At 53.0% G+C, this 21,389-nt stretch carries 18 protein-coding genes; 4 read left to right on the top strand and 14 right to left on the bottom strand.

Going from position 1 to position 21,389, the window contains the following annotated elements:
* Positions 1–46 precede the first annotated feature (46 nt).
* The 14 genes from murG to leuO form a co-directional block, all read right to left on the bottom strand.
* On the bottom strand, positions 47–1,114 hold the full coding sequence (gene murG, locus JTI85_RS04940) for an undecaprenyldiphospho-muramoylpentapeptide beta-N-acetylglucosaminyltransferase (protein ID WP_219352206.1): 1,068 nt from the start codon (positions 1,112–1,114) through the stop codon (positions 47–49).
* On the bottom strand, positions 1,111–2,355 hold the full coding sequence (gene ftsW, locus JTI85_RS04935) for a cell division protein FtsW (RefSeq protein WP_048212695.1): 1,245 nt from the start codon (positions 2,353–2,355) through the stop codon (positions 1,111–1,113). Before ftsW ends, murG begins: the two co-directional genes overlap by 4 nt.
* Positions 2,355–3,671 carry a UDP-N-acetylmuramoyl-L-alanine--D-glutamate ligase gene (gene murD / locus JTI85_RS04930; RefSeq protein WP_199954283.1) on the bottom strand — a complete coding sequence of 439 codons (1,317 nt, stop codon included), beginning with the start codon at positions 3,669–3,671 and terminating at the stop codon, positions 2,355–2,357. The genes ftsW and murD overlap by 1 nt, the downstream gene beginning before the upstream one ends.
* Before the next feature lie 2 nt (positions 3,672–3,673).
* Positions 3,674–4,756: a phospho-N-acetylmuramoyl-pentapeptide-transferase gene (mraY, locus tag JTI85_RS04925; protein ID WP_003018774.1), complete on the bottom strand. Its 1,083-nt coding sequence runs from the start codon at positions 4,754–4,756 to the stop codon at positions 3,674–3,676.
* Positions 4,750–6,108, bottom strand: coding sequence for a UDP-N-acetylmuramoyl-tripeptide--D-alanyl-D-alanine ligase (gene murF / locus JTI85_RS04920; protein ID WP_199954284.1), 1,359 nt, complete (start codon positions 6,106–6,108; stop codon positions 4,750–4,752). Before murF ends, mraY begins: the two co-directional genes overlap by 7 nt.
* The gene (murE, locus tag JTI85_RS04915) at positions 6,105–7,592 is read right to left on the bottom strand and encodes a UDP-N-acetylmuramoyl-L-alanyl-D-glutamate--2,6-diaminopimelate ligase (RefSeq protein ID WP_048212698.1); all 1,488 of its coding nucleotides are present in this window, start codon (positions 7,590–7,592) and stop codon (positions 6,105–6,107) included. The genes murF and murE overlap by 4 nt, the downstream gene beginning before the upstream one ends.
* Positions 7,579–9,345: a peptidoglycan glycosyltransferase FtsI gene (gene ftsI / locus JTI85_RS04910; RefSeq protein WP_003018783.1), complete on the bottom strand. Its 1,767-nt coding sequence runs from the start codon at positions 9,343–9,345 to the stop codon at positions 7,579–7,581. Before ftsI ends, murE begins: the two co-directional genes overlap by 14 nt.
* 15 nt (positions 9,346–9,360) lie before the next feature.
* Positions 9,361–9,726: a cell division protein FtsL gene (ftsL, locus tag JTI85_RS04905; RefSeq protein WP_000625651.1), complete on the bottom strand. Its 366-nt coding sequence runs from the start codon at positions 9,724–9,726 to the stop codon at positions 9,361–9,363.
* Positions 9,723–10,664 carry a 16S rRNA (cytosine(1402)-N(4))-methyltransferase RsmH gene (gene rsmH / locus JTI85_RS04900; RefSeq protein WP_006686694.1) on the bottom strand — a complete coding sequence of 314 codons (942 nt, stop codon included), beginning with the start codon at positions 10,662–10,664 and terminating at the stop codon, positions 9,723–9,725. Before rsmH ends, ftsL begins: the two co-directional genes overlap by 4 nt.
* Before the next feature lies 1 nt (position 10,665).
* Positions 10,666–11,124: a division/cell wall cluster transcriptional repressor MraZ gene (gene mraZ, locus JTI85_RS04895; protein ID WP_003018792.1), complete on the bottom strand. Its 459-nt coding sequence runs from the start codon at positions 11,122–11,124 to the stop codon at positions 10,666–10,668.
* Between the two features lie 611 nt (positions 11,125–11,735).
* Complete coding sequence (gene cra / locus JTI85_RS04890) at positions 11,736–12,740, bottom strand: catabolite repressor/activator (protein WP_005124558.1); 1,005 nt, start codon at positions 12,738–12,740, stop codon at positions 11,736–11,738.
* A gap of 264 nt (positions 12,741–13,004) precedes the next feature.
* Positions 13,005–13,496 (bottom strand): acetolactate synthase small subunit, encoded by a 492-nt coding sequence (ilvN, locus tag JTI85_RS04885; protein WP_003829566.1) that lies wholly within the window; start codon positions 13,494–13,496, stop codon positions 13,005–13,007.
* 2 nt (positions 13,497–13,498) lie between these two features.
* On the bottom strand, positions 13,499–15,223 hold the full coding sequence (gene ilvI, locus JTI85_RS04880) for an acetolactate synthase 3 large subunit (protein ID WP_115600973.1): 1,725 nt from the start codon (positions 15,221–15,223) through the stop codon (positions 13,499–13,501).
* A gap of 319 nt (positions 15,224–15,542) precedes the next feature.
* Positions 15,543–16,490, bottom strand: coding sequence for a transcriptional regulator LeuO (leuO, locus tag JTI85_RS04875; protein ID WP_101741376.1), 948 nt, complete (start codon positions 16,488–16,490; stop codon positions 15,543–15,545).
* A gap of 652 nt (positions 16,491–17,142) precedes the next feature.
* Here leuO and leuL point away from each other — a divergent pair.
* From leuL to leuC, 4 genes are all read left to right on the top strand, one after another.
* Entirely contained in the window at positions 17,143–17,229 is an 87-nt protein-coding gene (gene leuL / locus JTI85_RS21730) for a leu operon leader peptide (protein ID WP_075551415.1), read from the top strand.
* Between the two features lie 89 nt (positions 17,230–17,318).
* Entirely contained in the window at positions 17,319–18,890 is a 1,572-nt protein-coding gene (gene leuA, locus JTI85_RS04865; protein WP_048212702.1) for a 2-isopropylmalate synthase, read from the top strand.
* Entirely contained in the window at positions 18,890–19,981 is a 1,092-nt protein-coding gene (leuB, locus tag JTI85_RS04860) for a 3-isopropylmalate dehydrogenase (RefSeq protein ID WP_048212703.1), read from the top strand. Before leuA ends, leuB begins: the two co-directional genes overlap by 1 nt.
* Before the next feature lie 2 nt (positions 19,982–19,983).
* A complete protein-coding gene (gene leuC, locus JTI85_RS04855; protein ID WP_048212704.1) occupies positions 19,984–21,384 on the top strand; it encodes a 3-isopropylmalate dehydratase large subunit in 1,401 nt (466 codons plus the stop codon).
* Positions 21,385–21,389 lie beyond the last annotated feature (5 nt).

The following is a 21,389-nucleotide window of genomic DNA, read 5'->3' as shown; positions in this document are numbered from 1 at the left end:
AGCCATTAACTTCTTAGTTCATGCGATGCAAAAGGCATCACCACAATTACGCCCGGGCAGCCCGGCTCACTTCATTAGCAACACGCTCTGTGGCATCCGGTATGGATGCGGCGCGCGCACGTTCTGCCATGGTTAATAAGGTTTCTCGCGACCACCCGGAAAGGGTGTTAGCGACGGCATCCACAGTAAACTGCGGCTGCTCAAGAATTTTGGCGGCGCCCGCTTTCTCCAGCGGCAGCGCATTCCAGTACTGCTGTCGGTCTTTGTGCTGGAAAGGCACAAACAGTGCAGGCAAACCTGCGGCAGCAATTTCGCTTACCGTCAGCGCGCCTGAGCGACAAACTACGACATCCGCCCACGCGTAGGCTGCCGCCATATCATCAATAAATTCAGTGACCTTGTGTTGCGGTTGTCCCGCATCGGCATAAGCCTGCTCAACGGTTTGCTGCGCGCCTTTACCGCTCTGATGCCAGATAGTCACTGCGTCGCCAAGTTTAGCGGCGACCTGCGGCATCGTCTGGTTCAGCACGCGCGCGCCCTGCGAACCTCCGACGACCAGCACGCGCACCGGACCTTCACGCCCAGCCAAACGTTCTTCGGGTAACGGCAGTGCAAGGACATCAGTACGCACTGGATTCCCCACCACGTCCGCATTCGGGAAAGCACCAGGGAAGGCCTGCATCACCTTCGTCGCGATCTTCGCCAACCATTTGTTGGTTAATCCCGCAATACCGTTCTGCTCATGCAGAACTACCGGAATGCCTAATGACCAGGCCGCCAGACCGCCAGGGCCGGACACGTAGCCGCCCATACCCAGCACCACATCAGGCTTAAACTGCTTCATGATGGCGCGCGCCTGACGCCAGGCATTAAAAATACGCACGGGGGCGGCAAGCAGCGCGTTAACACCTTTGCCACGCAAACCGGAGATGCGAATAAAGTCAATTTCAATGCCGTGTTTCGGCACTAAGTCCGCTTCCATACGATCGGCGGTGCCCAGCCAACGAACCTGCCAGCCCTGGGCCATTAAATGGTGCGCAACCGCCAGCCCCGGGAAGACATGTCCACCGGTACCGCCCGCCATCACCATTAACCGCTTCGGTTGACCACTCATCGTGCACCTCGTGTAAACGCCTGGGCTTTTTCCAGACGCGTTTCATAATCAATACGTAACAAAAACATGATGGCTGTCGACATGATCAACAAACTTGAACCACCATAACTGATCAACGGCAACGTCAGACCTTTCGTTGGCAGCATACCCGCCGCCGCGCCGACGTTTACCAGCGCCTGGAAGCTAAACCAAATCCCGATGGAGCAGGCTAAGAAACCTGAAAAACGGTGGTCAATTTCCAGCGCCTTACGACCAATCGACATCGCGCGAAAAGCGACGAAGAATACCATTAAAAGAGCGAGTACCACACCGATATAACCCAGCTCCTCCCCAATAATGGCGAAGATAAAGTCGGTGTGCGCTTCCGGCAAATACTCCAGTTTTTGGACTGAATTACCCAATCCCTGGCCCCACACTTCACCGCGACCAAAAGCCATCAGAGACTGTGTCAGCTGATAGCCGCTGCCAAACGGATCTTCCCACGGGTTCCAGAAGGAAGTTACGCGGCGAATACGATACGGCTCGGCAAGGATCAGCAGTACGACCGCCGAAATCCCCATGCCGATGATGGCGATGAATTGCCACAATTTGGCGCCAGCCAAAAATAGCATCGCCAACGTGGTAACAAACAGCACCACCACCGTACCGAGGTCAGGCTGCGCCAGCAGTAAAATAGCCAGCACCAGGATCACGCCCATCGGTTTTAAGAAGCCGCGCAGGTTGTTACGCACCTCATCCACTTTACGCACCAGATAATTGGCGAGATAACAGAACAGCGACAGCTTGGTAAATTCCGCAGGCTGAATACGCAGCGGGCCCAACGCAATCCAGCGCGACGCCCCGTTAACGGAGCTACCCACCACCAGTACGATCAGCAGCATGATGATTGAGGCTATCAGCATCGTCGTACTGTACTTTTGCCAGAACTCCATCGGCAGACGCAGCGTCACCATCGCCAGACAAAACGCGAGAAAGATGTACAACGCGTCACGCTTAGCAAACAGGAAAGGATCGCCCGCCAGGCGTTGCCCTACAGGCATCGATGCTGATGTCACCATCACAAAACCAATCGCTGCCAGACCAAAGGTCAGCCACAGCAGCATGCGGTCATACATGATCAGGCTGTCGGCGTCTTTATCACGCGAAGCCATCACCCAGCCTTTAAGCGCCGCAAAGATCCACGCCAGGACACCCAATCCCGGTACGCGCGGCATTCTCAGACGAGGGAGAGATAAACGCATCAACCCAACTCCTTCGCCAGACGGGCAAAGACGTCGCCACGTTGCTCAAAGTTCTTGAACTGGTCAAGGCTGGCGCAGGCTGGCGACAGCAGCACCATATCGCCCGGCTTCACGCGCGGCGCAAGCAGACGCATAGCCTGCTCCATGGTTTCAGTTTGTTCCGCAACATCAGGTCGCAGAGCGGCGAGTTGCGCGCCATCGCGACCAAAGCAGTACAGACGAATATTGTTGCCGCTCAGGTAACGTTGCAGCGGCATAAAATCAGCGGATTTTCCGTCGCCGCCCAGCAGCAGGTGCAGCGTGCCGTCAACGTGCAGGCCATTCAGCGCGGCTTCGGTACTGCCCACGTTGGTGGCTTTCGAATCGTTAATCCAGCGTACGCCGTTATGGTTCAGCACCAACTGAAAACGGTGCGCCAGACCGGTAAAGGTGGTCAGTGCTTTCAGGCTCGACGCCCGTGGCAGACCCGCAGCATCCGCCAGCGCCAGCGCTGCCAGGGCGTTGGTATAGTTATGCTGGCCGGTAAGCGTCATCTCTTTCACGTTGAGGACTTTTTCCCCTTTCACTCGCAGCCAGGTTTCGCCCTGCTGACGATTCAGGTGATAGTCCCCCATATTGACGCCAAAGCTCACGCAACGCTCATCTGCACCACGAACCGGCATAGTCAGCGCATCATCGGCGTTGACCACGCATACTTTCGCGTTCTCATAGACGCGCAGTTTGGCTGCACGGTACTGCTGCAGTCCAAACGGATAACGGTCCATATGATCTTCAGTGACGTTCAAAATGGTGGCCGCGACAGCCCGTAAGCTGGAGGTTGTCTCCAGTTGGAAGCTGGACAGTTCCAGAACATACAGTTCGCGTTCGTCATCCAGCAGCATCAGCGCAGGCAGGCCAATATTACCGCCAACGCCGACGTTTACTCCGGCCGCTTTCGCCATTTCGCCAACCAGCGTCGTGACGGTGCTTTTACCGTTGGACCCGGTGATCGCGACGATCGGCGCCTGTGCTTCGCGACAAAACAGCTCAATGTCGCCAACAATTTCAATCCCTGCATCAGCAGCGGCGCTCAACGAAGGATGCGCCAGGGCAATACCAGGGCTGGCGACGATGAGATCGGCAGCCAGCAGCCAGTCATCATTCAGGCTGCCAACATGACGCTCAACCGCTTCCGGTAATTTATCCAGGCCAGGCGGCGTCGCACGGGTATCCATCACGCGCGGCGTCACGCCACGCGCCAGAAAGAAATCCACGCAGGACAGCCCGGTCAATCCCAGACCGATAATGACGACTTTTTTACCCTGGTAATCAGCCATGATTAACGTACCTTCAGCGTTGCCAGGCCAATCAGCACCAGCATCAGCGAAATAATCCAGAAGCGCACAATAACGCGCGGTTCCGGCCAGCCCTTCAGTTCATAGTGATGGTGAATCGGCGCCATACGGAAGATGCGCTGTCCGCGCAGCTTAAAGGAGCCCACCTGCAGAATGACCGACAGCGTTTCTACAACAAATACGCCGCCCATGATCACTAACAGGAACTCCTGACGCAGCAGTACGGCAATAATGCCCAGCGCGCCACCCAGTGCCAGTGAACCGACGTCGCCCATAAAGACCTGCGCCGGATAGGTGTTAAACCACAGGAAGCCTAAACCTGCGCCGACAATCGCCGTACAGACAATCACCAATTCGCCAGCGTGGCGTAAATAAGGAATGTGCAGATAGTTAGCAAAGTTCATGTTACCGGTCGCCCATGCCACCAGCGCAAAACCGGCGGCCACAAACACGGTCGGCATAATCGCCAGTCCATCCAGGCCGTCGGTAAGGTTTACCGCATTCCCGGTACCGACAATCACGAAGTACGCCAGCAGCACGTAGAACAGCCCCAGTTGCGGCATCACGTCTTTAAAGAACGGCACCACCAGCTCGGTCGCCGGAGTGTCTTTACCGGCCAGATACAGCGCAAACGCGACCCCTAATGCAATGACCGACATCCAGAAGTACTTCCAGCGGGCAATCAGGCCCTTGGTATCTTTGCGCACCACTTTGCGGTAGTCATCGACAAAACCGATAATGCCGTAGCCAATCAATACCACCAGCACGCACCATACGTACGGGTTCGACGGATATGCCCACAGCAGTACGGAGATAACTATCGCGGTGAGGATCATGATCCCACCCATGGTTGGCGTACCGCGTTTACTGAAGTGCGATTCCGGACCGTCGTTACGTACGACCTGTCCAAAGGACATTTTTTGTAAGCGGGCGATCATGCGCGGGCCCATCCACAAAGAGATGAACAGCGCGGTCAGCAGGCTGACGATGGCGCGAAACGTCAGATAGGAAAAGACGTTAAAGCCGGAATAATATTTGACCAAATGTTCGGCCAGCCAAACTAACATGTCCCATTCTCCTGTAATGCGCGTACTACCTCTTCCATGGCGGCACTACGTGAACCCTTCACTAAAATCGTCATGATCTGATGTTCTGCAATCAGCGCTTTAAGATGCGCGGTCAGCGCGGTTTTATCCGCAAAATGCTCACCAACGCCGCTGGCATGGCTAATTGCCTGACTCAGTTTCCCTGTACTCAGCACACGGTCGATACCCGCCGCCTTCGCAGCGATACCCACCTGCACGTGGCAGGCTTCGCTTTCCGCGCCAAGCTCTGCCATATCGCCAACCACCAACACGCGGTAGCCAGGCATTTCAGACAGCACCTGTACCGCTGCGGTCATTGAGCCGACGTTAGCGTTATAGGAGTCGTCCAGCAGCAGCTGATTTTCCGCGAGTTGAATCGGAAACAGACGTCCCGGGACCGCTTGCAAATCTTTCAGACCCGCTTTGATCGCCTCTGGCGTCGCGCCTACCGCCATAGAAAGCGCCGCCGCCGCAAGGGCGTTAGCGATATTATGGCGACCCGGTAACGGCAGCAGGACATCAATGCTTCCGGTCGGCGTTTGCAGAGAAAATTCCGTGCCATGCGAGGTCACATGTACGTTGGCCGCCGAAAAGTCGCTGTTAGCCGCATTCGGCGAAAAACGCCAGACTTTGCGATCGCCGATGATGCTTTGCCAGTTCAGCCAGTCGTTGTTGTCGGCATTCATAATGGCGATACCGTTCGCTGACAGGCCGGTAAAAATCTCACCTTTTGCCTTCGCCACGCCCGCCAGAGAACCGAAGCCTTCCAGATGCGCGGCGGCCAGGTTGTTCACCAGCGCCGCTTCCGGACGCGTCAACCCAACGGTCCAGGCGATTTCACCCTGATGATTGGCGCCAAGTTCAATCACGGCATAGTCATAATCGTTGTTTAAGCGCAGCAGCGTCATCGGTACGCCGATGTCGTTATTCAGGTTGCCCGCGGTATATAGAGTGTTACCACACTGGCTCAGAATGGCAGCCGTCATCTCTTTAACGGACGTTTTACCGGATGAGCCGGTCAGCGCGACAACGCGCGCCGGAACCTGGGCGCGTACCCACGCCGCCAGTTCACCAAACGCCAGACGCGTATCTTTCACAATCAGCTGCGGCAGGTCGGTGTCCAACGGGCGGCTGACCAACAGCGCACCGGCCCCGCTCTCTTGCGCTTTGTCTGCAAAATCATGGGCATCAAAGCGTTCGCCTTTCAGCGCCACAAACAGGCAGCCCGGCGTCACTTTACGCGTATCGGTTGTCACCGCATCAAGGGCCAGATCGGCCCCTTTCAGTTCGCCACGGAGGATCTCCGCCAGTTGGCTGAGCGTTACGCTAATCATGCGATAACCCCCAGCAGACGTGCTGCCGTCACGCGATCGGAGTAGTCGAGACGGTGTGCACCAACAATCTGGTAATCTTCATGGCCTTTGCCAGCGACCAGCACCACGTCATTTTCTTTTGCCTGCATGATGGCGCTAGTGACCGCTTCAGCACGGCCTTCCATTACTTTGGCCTGCCCGGCATCCAGCATCCCCGCCAGAATGTCATTGATAATGGCGCGAGGCTCTTCGGTGCGCGGGTTGTCATCCGTAACCACAACGACATCGGCAAACTGCTCGGCAATGGCGCCCATCAACGGACGTTTACCTTTGTCGCGATCGCCGCCGCAGCCAAAGACGCACCACAGCTTGCCGGTGCAATGCAGACGGGCCGCCTGCAGCGCTTTTTCCAGTGCATCCGGCGTATGGGCGTAATCAACTACCACGGTGGTTTTGCCCGGCGCGCTGAACACTTCCATGCGCCCGCAAACCGGCTGCAGTCGTGCCGCCGTTTTCAGTAAATCAGCTAACGGATACCCCAACGCCAACAGTGTGGCCAGCGCCAGCAGCAAATTGCTGACGTTAAACGCCCCCATCAGGCGGCTTTCAATTTCGCCGTCGCCCCATGAGGAAGCAAATCGAATCGTCGCGCCGCTATCGTGATAATCCACGTCAATCGCTTTTAACCAACGACCGTGACAGTTCGGGTTAATGTGGTCTTCCATTGATACGGCAACCGCATCGGGAAGTTTAGCCAGCCAGCGGCGACCGACTTCATCATCCGCATTAACAATGGCCTGCCCGCAATGGTGCGTGGAATACAGCAGCCATTTCGCGGCTTCGTAGTGCTCCATATCGCCGTGATAATCGAGATGGTCACGGCTTAAGTTGGTAAATACTGAGGCCGCAAATTTCAGCGCCGCCACGCGGTGCTGAACCAGACCATGCGATGAAACTTCCATCGCGCCAAAGGTCGCGCCCTGTTCAACCAGACCCGCCAGCACATGCTGAACGTCAACGGCTGAACCAGTAGTATTTTCCGTCGGGATCACTTTACCCAGCAGGCCATTACCTACCGTTCCCATTACCGCACTGGTTTCACCAAGCAGTTGGCTCCACTGTGCCAGCAGTTGGGTGGTGGTGGTTTTACCGTTCGTTCCGGTCACACCGACCAGACGCATTTTTTCAGAAGGCTCGTGGTAAAAACGGCCCGCCAGTGCAGATAAGCGTTCGTTAAGCTGGCTCAGATAGATAACCGGTACACCGTGCATTTCGCGGATTTCACCGTCAGCAGCTTCATCTTTTGCTTCTGCAATAATGGCAGCCACACCTTGCGCTATCGCCTGCGGGATATACCGACGCCCGTCCGCCTGATGACCCAATACTGCGACAAAGAGATCGCCCGATGCAGCCACACGGCTGTCGAGTGTCATCTCTCGCAGTGCTCGCTCCGGTGCACCCGGCACCCATGGAGCAAGAAGGTCGCGCAAATTACGATCTGCCACCTGTTGCCTCGCCTTGATTATTCACAAATTCATTTTTATCGCCCGTTGTCAGCGCATCCGGCTCGATGTTCATGGTGCGCAAAACGCCGCCCATGATGGCACCAAAGACCGGCGCGGAAACGGCGCCACCGTAATATTTACCCGCCTGCGGATCGTTGATAACAACAACCAGCGCGAAGCGCGGCTGACTCGCAGGCGCAACACCTGCGGTATAAGCAATGTATTTATTGATGTAGCGGCCATCTGGCCCGACTTTTTTCGCCGTACCGGTTTTAATGGCGATGCGATAGCCTTTAATCGCCGCCTTCACGCCGCCGCCACCAGGCAGCGCCACGCTTTCCATCATGTGCACCACGGTGCGTACGGTCGCTTCCGGGAAGATACGCTCGCCCGGAACAGGAGGGTCAACTTTGGTAATCGACAGCGGGCGATAAACGCCATAGCTGCCGATCGTTGCGTAGACTCGCGCTAACTGTAACGGCGTTACCATTAGCCCATAGCCGAAAGAGAAGGTGGCCCTCTCTATGTCAGACCACCGTTGTTTTTGAGGATATAAGCCACTGCGTTCTCCGACCAACCCCAAATTGGTCGCTTTTCCCAGCCCAAAACGTGAGTAAGTATCTACTAACGCTGAGGACGGCATCGCTAACGCCAGCTTGGAAACACCGACGTTACTCGACTTCTGCAAAACCCCGGTAAGGGTCAATTCGCTATAACGCGCCACGTCTTTAATTTCGTGGCCATTAATTCGGTAAGGAATGGTGTTAAGTACGGTATTTTCACGTACCACGCCACGCTGCAGCGCGGTCATCACCACCATCGGTTTAACGGTAGAACCCGGCTCAAACACGTCGGTAATGGTACGGTTACGCATCGCGTCTTTCGGCGTACCGGTGAGATTGTTCGGGTTGTAAGACGGACTGTTGGCCATTGCCAGCACTTCACCGGTGTTCACATCCACCAGCACCGCACTGCCTGACTCAGCCTTGTTAAACGCCACGGCGTTATTCAGTTCACGGTAGACCAGCGCCTGTAAACGCTCATCGATACTCAGCGCCAGGTTGTGCGCCGCCTGGCTGTCGGTAGAGGAGATATCTTCAATGACGCGGCCATAGCGGTCTTTACGTACAATACGTTCACCCGGTTGTCCGGTGAGCCATTTATCGAAGCTCTTCTCAACGCCTTCAATGCCCTGGCTGTCGACGTTGGTAAAACCGATGAGGTGAGCGGTCACTTCTCCCGAAGGATAGTAACGGCGGGACTCTTCACGCAGGTGAATACCTGGCAGCTTCAGTTTTTTGATGTAGTCAGCCATGTCAGGGTTTACCTGACGCGCCAGATAGATAAAGCGCCCTTTCGGGTTGGCGTTAATGCGGGAAGCCAGTTGATCGAGCGGGAGATTCAGCGCGGTTGACAGCGCTCTCCAGCGTTCGCCAACGCTCACTCCGCCTGCATCATGTACTTCTTTCGGGTCGGCCCATATAGCTTTAACCGGAACGCTCACCGCCAGCGGACGACCAGAGCGGTCGGTAATCATTCCGCGCGATGTAGACACTTCCTGGACGCGTAAAGAGCGCATATCACCCTGACGCACCAGCATGTCCGGCGCGATGATTTGCAGCCAGGCAACGCGACCCAGCAGAAAACCCAGTGCCAGCAAAATACAGCCGCACAGTAACGCAAAACGCCAACTGATAAAGTTGGCTTGTTCTTCCTGGCGTTTTGGTTTGTGCGTTTTTGCCGCTGCTTTCATGCGTCGCGTTTATCCTTATTTTTGTACTACGATGTTTTCTTGTGAGGGATCAACATGCTGCATTTGCAGCTTTTCCGTTGCGATCCGTTCAACACGGCTATGGTCGCCGAGCGCGTTCTCCTCAAGGATCAAGTTGCGCCATTCGATATCCAGCGCATCTCGCTCCAGAACCAACTGCTCACGCTGCGCGGTCAGTAACCGCGTATGGTGTGCTGTTGTCACGACGGTAACCGCCGTCAAAATAATGCAAATGAACAGGCAGAGTGGCAGCTTCCCAAACCGCAAAAGATCGTCACCGATCACACCAGGCAAGGCATGGCGCTCGTTGCTTCCTATCGATCCCTTAACTTTGCTGAGGGCTTCTGTCACTCTGCTGATCATGCGTTCGTCCTCTCTGCAATACGCAGAACTGAACTACGGGCACGAGGATTTTCAGCTACCTCTTCTTCGCCCGGCATCATCTTGCCTAGTGCTCTTAACTCACGGCCGCCCAGCTTTTTGATCTGCGCTTCGGTCATCGGTATTCCAGCCGGAACCTGAGGACCACGGCTTTGTTCGCGCATAAAGCGTTTCACAATGCGATCTTCAAGCGAATGGAAACTGATTATCGAAAGGCGACCACCTGGTGCCAGCACGCTGAGCGAGCTTTTTAGCGCCTGCTCTATCTCCTCCAGTTCACTGTTCACCCAAATGCGCACCGCCTGGAAGGTACGGGTCGCGGGATGTTTGAATTTGTCTTTCACCGGCATTGCCGCCGCAATCACTTCCGCCAGCTCTTTGGTGCGAGTCATCGGTTCGATGCGATTGCGCTCGACAATGGCGCGAGCAATGCGTTTGCCGAAGCGTTCTTCGCCAAAGGTTTTAATCACCCAGGCAATGTCTGCTTCATCGGCGGTTTGCAGCCATTCAGCCGCTGACTGACCGCGTGTTGGGTCCATACGCATATCTAACGGACCGTCACGCATAAACGAAAAACCGCGCTCCGCGTCATCAAGCTGCGGAGATGAAACCCCAAGATCGAGAAGAATCCCGTCGATCTTACCGGTCAGTCCGCGTTCGGCGACATAGTCAGCCAACGCAGAAAAAGGTCCATGTACGATGGAAAAACGGGGATCTGTAATCGTCTTTGCAACGGCAATAGCCTGCGGATCGCGATCGATTGCCAGTAAACGTCCCTCTTCACCAAGCTGTGAGAGGATCAGACGTGAATGACCACCGCGACCAAATGTCCCATCAATGTAGATGCCGTCTGGACGAATATTCAGGCCGTTTACGGCTTCATCCAGCAACACCGTGGTGTGTTTATAATTTTCCATCATCTTATAGAGACAAGTCCTGCAATCGTTCCGACAGCGCGCCGGTCACAGACTGCTCAGCGTCGATATCTTCCTTGACCTGTTGATACCAGGTCGTTTCATCCCACAGCTCAAACTTATTGAACTGCCCAACCAGCATCACTTCTTTCGTTAGCCCTGCGTGTTGTCGCAGAATGGGCGCGATCAATAAGCGACCGGCGTTATCCATCTGACATTCGCTGGCATGACCCAGCAATAAGCGCTGTACGCGACGCTCAACTGGATTCATGCTCGACAGACGCGATAACTTCTGCTCGATAATTTCCCATTCAGGCAGGGGGTACAGCAGCAGGCACGGGTGATGGATGTCAATGGTACAAACCATTTGACCGGTAGCGCTCTCGAGCAGTTGATCCCGATAACGGGTAGGCACCGATAAGCGCCCTTTACTGTCGAGATTAACTAACGTTGCTCCCCGGAACATGCCAGTCTCACCCCCGATTACCACTTTATCCCACAAATTCCCACTTAAAGGAGTTTACGGAGCGGAGGAAAACCTTGTCAAGCAAGTCACGGCGCTTAGCGGAGCAAAAAACCCATTGTTTACGGCTAATATCTGCGTTGAACAAATTCCGTACAGCAAACGAAGCAAATTAACGTCATGAATATTTGTAAGAAAAAAATCCAACAACTCATCATTGTTTAAAACAACTCAATATCAACCGAGGAAAATATAAAGTGTCAGTTTGCGACGCGAGCGGCATTTTAGGACAATATGCAGCGAGATAACAGTACCAGTTCATCGGTCTGTACGGCCCGTACGGCCAAGGAAGGTGAGAGATTGCCGCAATTCGGCGGCAAAGTGTTTGTTAATTCGGCAAATCCACACAAGCATGTAACAAAATAATACAAACGTAACGCGCCGTTACGTATCAATAACCCAAAAAAGGATAGTTGCATTTTTAAATTAGGATAATTAAAGAATAAATTTCAGATAATTCTAAAGAATATTCTTAAATAGAATAAGGTTATTTCTGAGAATAAAATATTTGATGGCATCGAAGCATTCTCTCCAATGCCATCAATAGCAACCACTTAGTTACGGCTAAGGATGCCGCGGCGGTACAGATTACGCCGAATGCGCGTTAATCCTGGTTTTGGTTTACGCGGTTCATCAAGGCTTGCAAGGACGATCTCCAGCACACGTTCAGCCACATCTCGGTGGCGCTGTGCCACTGCCAGCACCGGACATTGCAGGAAGTCGAGCAGTTCGTGATCGCCAAACGTGGCAATGGCTAAATCGGATGGCAGTTGCCCATCGCGACGCAATGTCACATCCATCACCCCCTGCAATAGCGCGAATGAGGTGGTGAACAGTGCCTGAGGCATCGGATGTGTTTCCAGCCATTTATCAAACAACTGCGCTGCTGCCTCCCGCTCATAGCTATTGGCATACAGGAAGTGCACGTCACGCGGATCGTCTTTCCACGCGGTACGGAAACCCTGTTCGCGCAGGAAACTGACCGATAATTCAGGGAGCGCCCCCAGATAGAGCACGGTTTCAGCAGGGAATTTACGCAATTCCTCCGCCAGCATTTCCGCATCATCCTGGTCTGCGCCGACAACACTGGTGAAGTGTTCACGATCCAGCGCACGATCCAGCGCCACAATCGGGAATGAACTGTTCGCCCAGCGCTGATAGAACGGATGTTCCGGCGGTAATGAGGTAGACACAATAATGGCGTCAACCTGACGCTGCAAAAGGTGCTCAATACAGCGCATTTCGTTATCCGGCTGATCTTCAGAGCAGGCAATCAGCAGTTGATACCCACGCTGACGCGCCTGACGTTCCAGGTAGTTTGCAATGCGGGTATAACTCGTATTCTCCAGGTCCGGGATTACTAACCCGATAGAACGTGTGCGTCCAGCACGGAGCCCGGCCGCCACAGCATTAGGGTGGTAATTATGTTCGCGCACCACCGCCATGACTTTTTCGACCGTTTTGTCGCTTACGCGGTATTGCTTTGCTTTGCCATTAATAACGTAGCTTGCAGTCGTTCGCGAAACGCCGGCCAACCGAGCGATTTCATCCAGTTTCACAATTGCCCCTTGCGTAAAATGTACAAACCATAACCTTTAAGATGGCATGGGTTAAATTTATTAACATCTAAGCGCAGAATAATGACTGCGGCAACCGCTTTTGTCTCTGGTTACTGCTGATTTCGCAAAAAAAAGCGCAACAGGTAGCATCAGCGAAAACGGGTACGTTACCTGTAGGCCGGATAAGGCATTTACGCCGCCATCCGGCATGACCTCCACGATGATGCCTGATGGCACTGTGCTTATCAGGCCTACAGTCGGCTATTAACGCATGATTTTATCGCCTCGGGAGAGTCCCACCACGCCGGAACGGGCAACTTCCACAATTTTAGCGACTTCACGCAGCGTTGCCAGAAACGCATCCAGCTTATCGCTGGTGCCCGCCAGTTGTACGGTGTAGATCGACGGCGTAACGTCGATGATTTGCCCGCGGAAAATCTCCGTGTTACGTTTCACTTCTTCCCGGCCATAACCGCTGGCCTGGATTTTCACCAGCATGATTTCTCGTTCAACGTGAGCGCCCTGCCCCAGCTCGCTAACGCGCAGAACATCCACCAGTTTGTGGAGCTGCTTTTCAATTTGCTCGAGGACCTTTTCATCGCCCACGGTCTGGATCGTCATCCGTGATAAGGTCGGATCGTCAGTCGGCGCGACGGTCAGGCTTTCAATGTTGTAACCACGCTGAGCGAAGAGGCCTATTACGCGCGATAATGCCCCAGACTCGTTTTCCAGTAATACTGATAATATCCGGCGCATAATCAGGTCCTCTCCGTTTTGCTTAACCACATCTCATCCATACCGCCCCCTCGAATTTGCATCGGGTAGACATGCTCACTGCCATCGACGGTGACATCAACAAACACCAGCCGGTGGTTGCGCACATGTTCCAGTGCTTCCCCCAGTTTGCTTTCCAGCTCATCCGGATGATTTATCTGGATACCAATATGCCCATATGCTTCAGCAAGACGAACAAAATCAGGTAGCGACTGCATATAAGACTGCGAATGACGCCCGGAATAGATCATGTCCTGCCACTGTTTCACCATGCCGAGATAGCGGTTGTTAAGGTTGAGTACCAGCACCGGCAGCTCATATTGCAGCGCCGTCGACAGCTCCTGGATATTCATCTGAATACTGCCATCACCGGTAACGCAGACTACCGTTTCATTCGGCAGTGCCATCTTCACCCCTAACGCTGCGGGTAAACCGAATCCCATGGTGCCAAGACCGCCTGAGTTGATCCAGCGGCGCGGTTTATCAAACGGATAGTACAGCGCAGCAAACATCTGATGCTGACCAACGTCAGAGGTCACATACGCCTCCCCTTTCGTCAGACGCCAGATGGTTTCGATCACCGCCTGCGGTTTAATACTTTCGCTTTGAGTGTCGTATTTCAGGCACTGACGGGCGCGCCAGTGCTCAATCTGTTGCCACCAGTCACGGTTATCGTCCAGCGGCTGCTGCGATTTCTCCTGCTCCAGCAGCTCAAGCATCTGATCCAGCACCAGGAGAGCATCGCCCACGATTGGAATATCCGCCGTGACGGTTTTTGAAATAGAGGTGGGGTCGATATCGATATGTAACACGGTCGCATTCGGGCAATATTTTGCCAAATTATTGGTTGTACGATCGTCAAAGCGCACGCCGACCGCAAATATCACATCCGAATGATGCATAGTCATATTCGCTTCATAGGTACCATGCATACCCAACATGCCCAGCGCCTGACGATGCGTTGCCGGAAACGCACCTAAGCCCATCAGTGAGGAGACAACCGGCAGATTTAGTGCTTCAGCAATCTGCCTCAGCTGTTCGTGGCAGGCAGCATTCACCGCCCCGCCCCCCACGTACACAACCGGTTTTTTCGCGGCTACCAGCGTCTGCAGAGCACGTTTTATCTGTCCTTTGTGCCCGGTCGTCGTCGGATTATACGAACGCATGCTCACCGACTCCGGCCAGCTGTAAGGCAGTTTCTTCGCCGGATTCAGAATATCTTTCGGCAAATCCACTACCACCGGTCCCGGACGACCACTTGCCGCCAGCCAGAAGGCTTTTTTCAGCACTTGCGGGATGTCTTCCGTTTGTTTAACCAGAAAGCTGTGTTTTACCACCGGGCGAGAAATCCCCACCATGTCGCACTCCTGGAAGGCATCGTAGCCAATCAGAGAGGTAGCCACTTGTCCGGAGAGGATCACCAGCGGGATGGAGTCCATGTACGCCGTTGCGATACCGGTGATCGCATTGGTTGCTCCCGGCCCTGAGGTGACCAACACAACGCCCACTTCCCCCGTCGCACGTGCCAGACCATCGGCCATATGGACCGCTGCCTGCTCATGGCGGACCAGCACATGATCAATACCACCGACCGTATGCAAAGCATCATAAATATCGAGGACTGCGCCCCCGGGATACCCGAATACCTGCTTCACACCCTGATCGATGAGCGATCGGACGACCATCTCGGCTCCAGACAACATCTCCATGGCTTGCCTCCACTCTTATAATGAATAACGGTTTAACAACACATTAACCGCTGACGATAAGGCATGGCAATTGACACTGAAGTGGTGGCGTAACGGCGGATAAGAATAAAACGGAGGAAAGAATCGAATAAACGGAGAATTAAACCAGTATAAGCAAATGAAATGACAAATAATCGCTTAAAAATGAGCACTTACAGCGATTACTCTATTTTTTCGCCCTCCCGGGCAAAAAACAAAAGCAGATTTCAGCATAAAATTTCAAATAAAAATAAAAAAGCAGAATAAACCAGACGCATCATCGGATTTACTCTGCCATAGGTCACTGCTTACAGATGGAGACTAACAGCTCTTCCATCCATTGATGTCCTTTATCCCGACCAGCGGCTTCATGCCAGGAAAGATAACAAGTCCGGCTATTCAGTTTTAACGGTAGCGGTAATATTTGCAGTTCTAAAGCCTCAGAGAACTCTTCAGCTAACCAGCGTGGCGCAATAGAAACCAAATGAGTTTGGGATACAATATTCAGTACGCTGATTAATGCCATTCCCTGATAAGCTACGCAGGCTTGTTTATCCTGAGTGTCATACCAGGGTTGACTGAATGACGCAAAGCGTTCGAGAGAAACTACCGCATGCTGTTCATTATAAACATCACTCTCCAGTAATGGACCGCTAATGCGTGGGTGTTTTTTACTTGCGACTAACACCATTTCATCATTGAATAACGGGATGCTGGTGAACTCAGGACGGCGGAATTCTTCATAACTAATAACAAATTCTGTTTCCTGATACCGTAATTGATGTTCTGTATTTTGGTTGAGCGAGGATTTAAATACAACATGAATATTAGGCGCAACTTGCTCAACGCGATTGTAAATCAAGGACGTGAGGATATTATCCAATGGGCTACAGACGCAAAGATTAAATACACGTGAGCTGCTGGTGGGTTCAAAACCGGACCCTGGCAGTTCATTCTGCACCAATTGCAGCGCCTGACGAATAGAGCCAAATAGCTGAAAAGCTCGTGCAGTTGGCTGGATGCCTCGGCCATAGCGCACAAAGAGCTCATCATTAAACATAACCTTCAGACGCGCGACTGCGTTGCTGACTGCAGGCTGAGACATACCCAGAGAATGCGCTGCGCGAGTAATATTCTGTTCTTGCATCACCGCATCAAAAACGGTTAATAAATTAAGGTCAACCATGCGCAGCTGCGGTTTCCCCATCTCTAAAAGATTAGGTTTATCTATTATTTTTACTTCTGGCATATTTAACTCCACTGTCACTCAAAACTCCCTTTTCCCAGACGGAGCTCAGAAATAACCTCCGCTAATATGATTTACCATGCATATAAAATAAGAAAAAGGGAAAGCATTAAAATTAGGAAAACATAAAGCCCCTGGCCTGAATGAACAAAAACCAATGCGAGCGCAGTGGGGCAGAGGTCGCTGCACGATGATTCATACGTTTAAATGTCGAAAACAATATAAACATAACCATGACAAATACACAATCATGCACGAAGTGAATGTATATTTAAGATTTAATTAAATGTTTATATCATTAACACCGCGATGCTTAACATTTATTTATCAATCATTTTTACCACGGCACCTCAAATCTATTCAGGATTAGTATAAAAACCAATAAATCATAAAGATAGAAAATCCATCCACAAGTTATCTCTTCAATATGCCGTTACAATAGCTGAAAACAAATATGCTCAAATATGTCAAATCGTGAAAAGTATGTAATCCACACGCTGATTTATTTTATACAACCATAAAAATTCAGCACAATTCGCTCAAAGTTCAGGAGATTTTTTCCGCCGAGTGGGGGCATTTGTGGGGGATGGGGTTGACATCAATCTTCATATCCAGTACCACTAAAAGCATATCGCATTCGCCTGGAGCTTGATTGATGACTTACATTGCTCGTTTTAACGGTCTACTACTACTAAACGCATTCTCATTGCGCGGTAGACTGGTGGACGACATTCAGCATTAAGTCAGCTCCAGTTAAGACAAAAACCCGCGCCATTGCGCGGGTTTTTTTATGCTCGAAGCAAGGCGCCCTAAACACCAAGGACTTAAACCATGAGCCAGCAAGTCATTATTTTCGATACCACCTTACGCGATGGTGAACAGGCGTTACAGGCAAGCCTGAGTGTGAAAGAAAAACTGCAGATAGCTCTGGCCCTCGAGCGTATGGGCGTTGACGTGATGGAAGTGGGTTTCCCGGTCTCTTCTCCAGGTGACTTTGAGTCCGTACAAACCATCGCTCGTCAGGTTAAGAACAGCCGCGTGTGTGCCTTAGCACGCTGCGTAGAAAAAGATATCGACGTTGCCGCGGAATCGCTGAAGGTCGCTGAGGCTTTCCGCATTCATACCTTTATCGCCACCTCGCCGATGCATATCGCGACGAAATTACGCAGCACGCTGGATGAAGTGATCGAACGAGCAATCTATATGGTTAAGCGTGCGCGTAATTATACAGATGACGTGGAGTTCTCATGTGAAGATGCGGGACGTACTCCTATCGCCGATCTGGCCCGCGTGGTCGAAGCCGCCATTAACGCCGGTGCCAAAACCATCAATATCCCTGATACCGTCGGTTACACCATGCCATTTGAGTTTGGTGGAATCATTTCTGGCCTGTATGAACGCGTACCGAATATCGATAAAGCCATCATCTCCGTGCACACCCATGATGATTTAGGTCTGGGCGTTGGCAACGCGCTGGCGGCCGTTCACGCCGGTGCTCGCCAGGTGGAAGGCGCAATGAACGGTATCGGCGAACGCGCCGGTAACTGCTCACTGGAAGAAGTGATCATGGCGATCAAAGTACGCAAAGATATTCTGAACGTACAGACCCGCATTAATCACCAGGAAATTTGGCGTACCAGTCAGTTAGTCAGCCAAATCTGCAACATGCCTATCCCGGCCAACAAAGCGATTGTCGGTAGCGGCGCATTTGCCCACTCTTCCGGTATCCATCAGGACGGTGTGCTGAAAAATCGTGAAAACTACGAAATCATGACGCCTGAATCCATCGGCCTGAACCAGGTACAGTTAAACCTGACCTCCCGTTCCGGACGCGCTGCGGTAAAACACCGTATGGACGAGATGGGATATAAAGAAAATGAATACAACCTGGACAACCTGTACGACGCCTTCCTGAAACTGGCGGATAAAAAAGGTCAGGTATTTGATTACGACCTGGAAGCACTGGCCTTTATTAACAAACAGCAAGAAGAGCCAGAGCATTTCCGTCTGGATTACTTCAGCGTGCAGTCCGGCTCAAATGACATCGCCACCGCCTCCGTCAAGCTGGCCTGCGGTGAAGAAGTGAAAGCCGAAGCGGCGAACGGTAACGGCCCGGTCGATGCCATTTATCAGGCCATCAACCGTGTTACCGAATACAACATTGAACTGGTGAAATATAGCCTGACCGCCAAAGGGCACGGTAAAGATGCGCTGGGTCAGGTGGATATCGTCGCCAACTATAACGGTCGCCGCTTCCACGGCGTCGGTCTGGCAACGGATATCGTCGAATCTTCTGCTAAAGCAATGGTCCATGTGCTGAACAACATCTGGCGCGCTGAAGAAGTCGAAAAAGAATTGCAACGCAAAGCTCAGAACAACGAGAACAACAAGGAAACCGTGTGATGTCGAAGAATTATCATATTGCTGTTTTGCCGGGTGACGGTATTGGCCCGGAAGTGATGGCGCAAGCCTTGAAGGTACTGGACGCAATCCGCAACCGTTTTAACATGCGCATTACCACCAGCCACTACGATGTGGGTGGTGCGGCCATTGATAACCACGGCCAGCCGCTGCCGCCTGCGACGGTTGAAGGCTGTGAGCAAGCTGACGCCATTTTGTTTGGCTCCGTTGGCGGCCCGAAATGGGAACATCTGCCGCCTAACCAGCAACCCGAGCGTGGTGCGCTGCTGCCGTTGCGTAAGCACTTCAAATTATTCAGTAACCTGCGTCCGGCGAAGTTGTACCAGGGGCTGGAAGCCTTTTGCCCGCTGCGCGCCGACATTGCAGCTAACGGTTTCGACATCCTGTGCGTACGTGAACTGACCGGCGGGATCTACTTCGGTCAGCCAAAAGGCCGCGAAGGCAGCGGACAACATGAAAAAGCGTTTGATACCGAGGTTTATCACCGTTTCGAGATCGAACGTATTGCGCGTATCGCGTTTGAATCCGCTCGCCAGCGTCGCCGTAAAGTCACATCGATTGATAAAGCGAACGTACTGCAAACATCGATTCTGTGGCGCGAAATCGTCAATGAAATTGCGAATGAATATCCGGACGTTGAACTGGCGCATATGTACATCGACAATGCGACGATGCAGTTGATCAAAGATCCCTCCCAGTTCGACGTGCTGCTGTGTTCCAACCTGTTTGGCGACATTCTGTCTGACGAATGCGCCATGATCACGGGCTCAATGGGGATGTTGCCGTCTGCCAGCCTGAATGAGCAGGGTTTTGGCCTGTACGAGCCCGCTGGCGGTTCTGCACCCGATATCGCAGGGAAGAATATTGCCAATCCTATCGCGCAAATCCTGTCGCTGGCGCTGCTGTTGCGTTACAGCCTGGATGCCAATGATGCGGCAACCGCCATTGAGAGCGCCATCAACCGCGCATTAGAAGAAGGTATTCGCACCGGTGACTTAGCCCGTGGCGCTGCCGCAGTCAGTACCGATGAGATGGGCAATATCATCGCTCGCTACGTCGCTGAAGGGGTGTAATCATGGCCAAGACGTTATACGAAAAATTGTTTAATGCGCACGTCGTCTTTGAGGCGCAAAACGAAACCCCGCTGTTGTATATCGACAGACATCTGGTGCATGAAGTGACCTCTCCGCAGGCGTTTGATGGGCTGCGTGCGCATGGCCGCCAGGTGCGCCAGCCGGGTAAAACCTTTGCCACCATGGACCACAACGTTTCGACACAAACGAAAGACATTAACGCCTCCGGCGAGATGGCGCGTATTCAGATGCAGGAATTGATCAAAAACTGTAATGAATTTGGCGTCGAACTGTACGACCTGAATCATCCGTATCAGGGGATCGTCCACGTAATGGGGCCTGAACAAGGCGTGACGTTGCCGGGTATGACCATCGTCTGCGGCGACTCCCACACCGCCACCCACGGCGCGTTCGGCGCGTTGGCCTTTGGTATTGGCACCTCTGAAGTTGAACACGTGCTGGCGACGCAGACCCTGAAACAAGGGCGCGCCAAAACCATGAAGATTGAAGTCAACGGTAAAGCAGCCCCTGGTATTACCGCCAAAGATATCGTGCTGGCGATTATCGGTAAAACCGGTAGCGCGGGCGGCACCGGGCACGTGGTTGAGTTTTGCGGCGAAGCCATTCGCGAACTGAGCATGGAAGGCCGTATGACCCTGTGTAACATGGCCATTGAAATGGGTGCCAAAGCGGGTCTGGTCGCACCGGATGAAACCACCTTTAACTATGTGCAAGGGCGTTTACACGCACCGAAGGGCGAAGATTTTACCCACGCGGTTGAGTACTGGAAAACGCTGAAAACCGACGATGGTGCCACCTTTGATACCGTCGTCACCCTGCAGGCAGAAGAGATCGCGCCGCAAGTCACCTGGGGAACGAACCCGGGTCAGGTCATCTCGGTAAACGATAATATTCCCGACCCGGCATCATTTACCGATCCGGTGGAACGCGCATCGGCTGAGAAAGCGTTGGCTTACATGGGATTAAAACCGGGCATTCCGTTAACAGAAGTTGCTATCGATAAAGTGTTCATCGGTTCCTGCACCAACTCGCGTATTGAAGATTTACGCGCCGCAGCGGAAATCGCCAAAGGCCGTAAAGTCGCACCGGGCGTACAGGCGCTGGTGGTGCCGGGTTCTGGTCCGGTGAAAGCGCAAGCGGAAGCAGAAGGTCTGGATAAGATTTTTATCGAAGCAGGATTCGAATGGCGTTTACCGGGCTGTTCGATGTGTCTGGCGATGAACAATGACCGCCTGAATCCGGGTGAGCGCTGTGCCTCCACCAGCAACCGTAACTTTGAAGGCCGTCAGGGCCGTGGTGGTCGCACGCATTTAGTCAGCCCGGCCATGGCCGCCGCAGCCGCCGTTACCGGTCATTTTGCCGACATTCGCAGCATCAAATAAGGAAA

The organism is Citrobacter sp. Colony219 (assembly GCF_019382635.1).
Classification (GTDB): Bacteria; Pseudomonadota; Gammaproteobacteria; order Enterobacterales; family Enterobacteriaceae; genus Citrobacter; species Citrobacter youngae.
The sequence above is the reverse complement of the archived record's forward strand: the minus strand, read 5'-3'. Positions and strand labels throughout refer to the sequence as shown.

Coding starts and splice junctions, on each gene's coding strand:
- murG (WP_219352206.1), bottom strand. CDS start 1,114: ATGAGTGGTCAACCGAAGCGGTTAATGGTGATGGCGGGCGGTACCGGT.
- ftsW (WP_048212695.1), bottom strand. CDS start 2,355: ATGCGTTTATCTCTCCCTCGTCTGAGAATGCCGCGCGTACCGGGATTG.
- murD (WP_199954283.1), bottom strand. CDS start 3,671: ATGGCTGATTACCAGGGTAAAAAAGTCGTCATTATCGGTCTGGGATTG.
- mraY (WP_003018774.1), bottom strand. CDS start 4,756: ATGTTAGTTTGGCTGGCCGAACATTTGGTCAAATATTATTCCGGCTTT.
- murF (WP_199954284.1), bottom strand. CDS start 6,108: ATGATTAGCGTAACGCTCAGCCAACTGGCGGAGATCCTCCGTGGCGAA.
- ftsI (WP_003018783.1), bottom strand. CDS start 9,345: ATGAAAGCAGCGGCAAAAACGCACAAACCAAAACGCCAGGAAGAACAA.
- ftsL (WP_000625651.1), bottom strand. CDS start 9,726: ATGATCAGCAGAGTGACAGAAGCCCTCAGCAAAGTTAAGGGATCGATA.
- rsmH (WP_006686694.1), bottom strand. CDS start 10,664: ATGATGGAAAATTATAAACACACCACGGTGTTGCTGGATGAAGCCGTA.
- mraZ (WP_003018792.1), bottom strand. CDS start 11,124: ATGTTCCGGGGAGCAACGTTAGTTAATCTCGACAGTAAAGGGCGCTTA.
- ilvN (WP_003829566.1), bottom strand. CDS start 13,496: ATGCGCCGGATATTATCAGTATTACTGGAAAACGAGTCTGGGGCATTA.
- ilvI (WP_115600973.1), bottom strand. CDS start 15,223: ATGGAGATGTTGTCTGGAGCCGAGATGGTCGTCCGATCGCTCATCGAT.
- leuO (WP_101741376.1), bottom strand. CDS start 16,490: ATGCCAGAAGTAAAAATAATAGATAAACCTAATCTTTTAGAGATGGGG.
- leuL (WP_075551415.1), top strand. CDS start 17,143: ATGACTTACATTGCTCGTTTTAACGGTCTACTACTACTAAACGCATTC.
- leuA (WP_048212702.1), top strand. CDS start 17,319: ATGAGCCAGCAAGTCATTATTTTCGATACCACCTTACGCGATGGTGAA.
- leuB (WP_048212703.1), top strand. CDS start 18,890: ATGTCGAAGAATTATCATATTGCTGTTTTGCCGGGTGACGGTATTGGC.
- leuC (WP_048212704.1), top strand. CDS start 19,984: ATGGCCAAGACGTTATACGAAAAATTGTTTAATGCGCACGTCGTCTTT.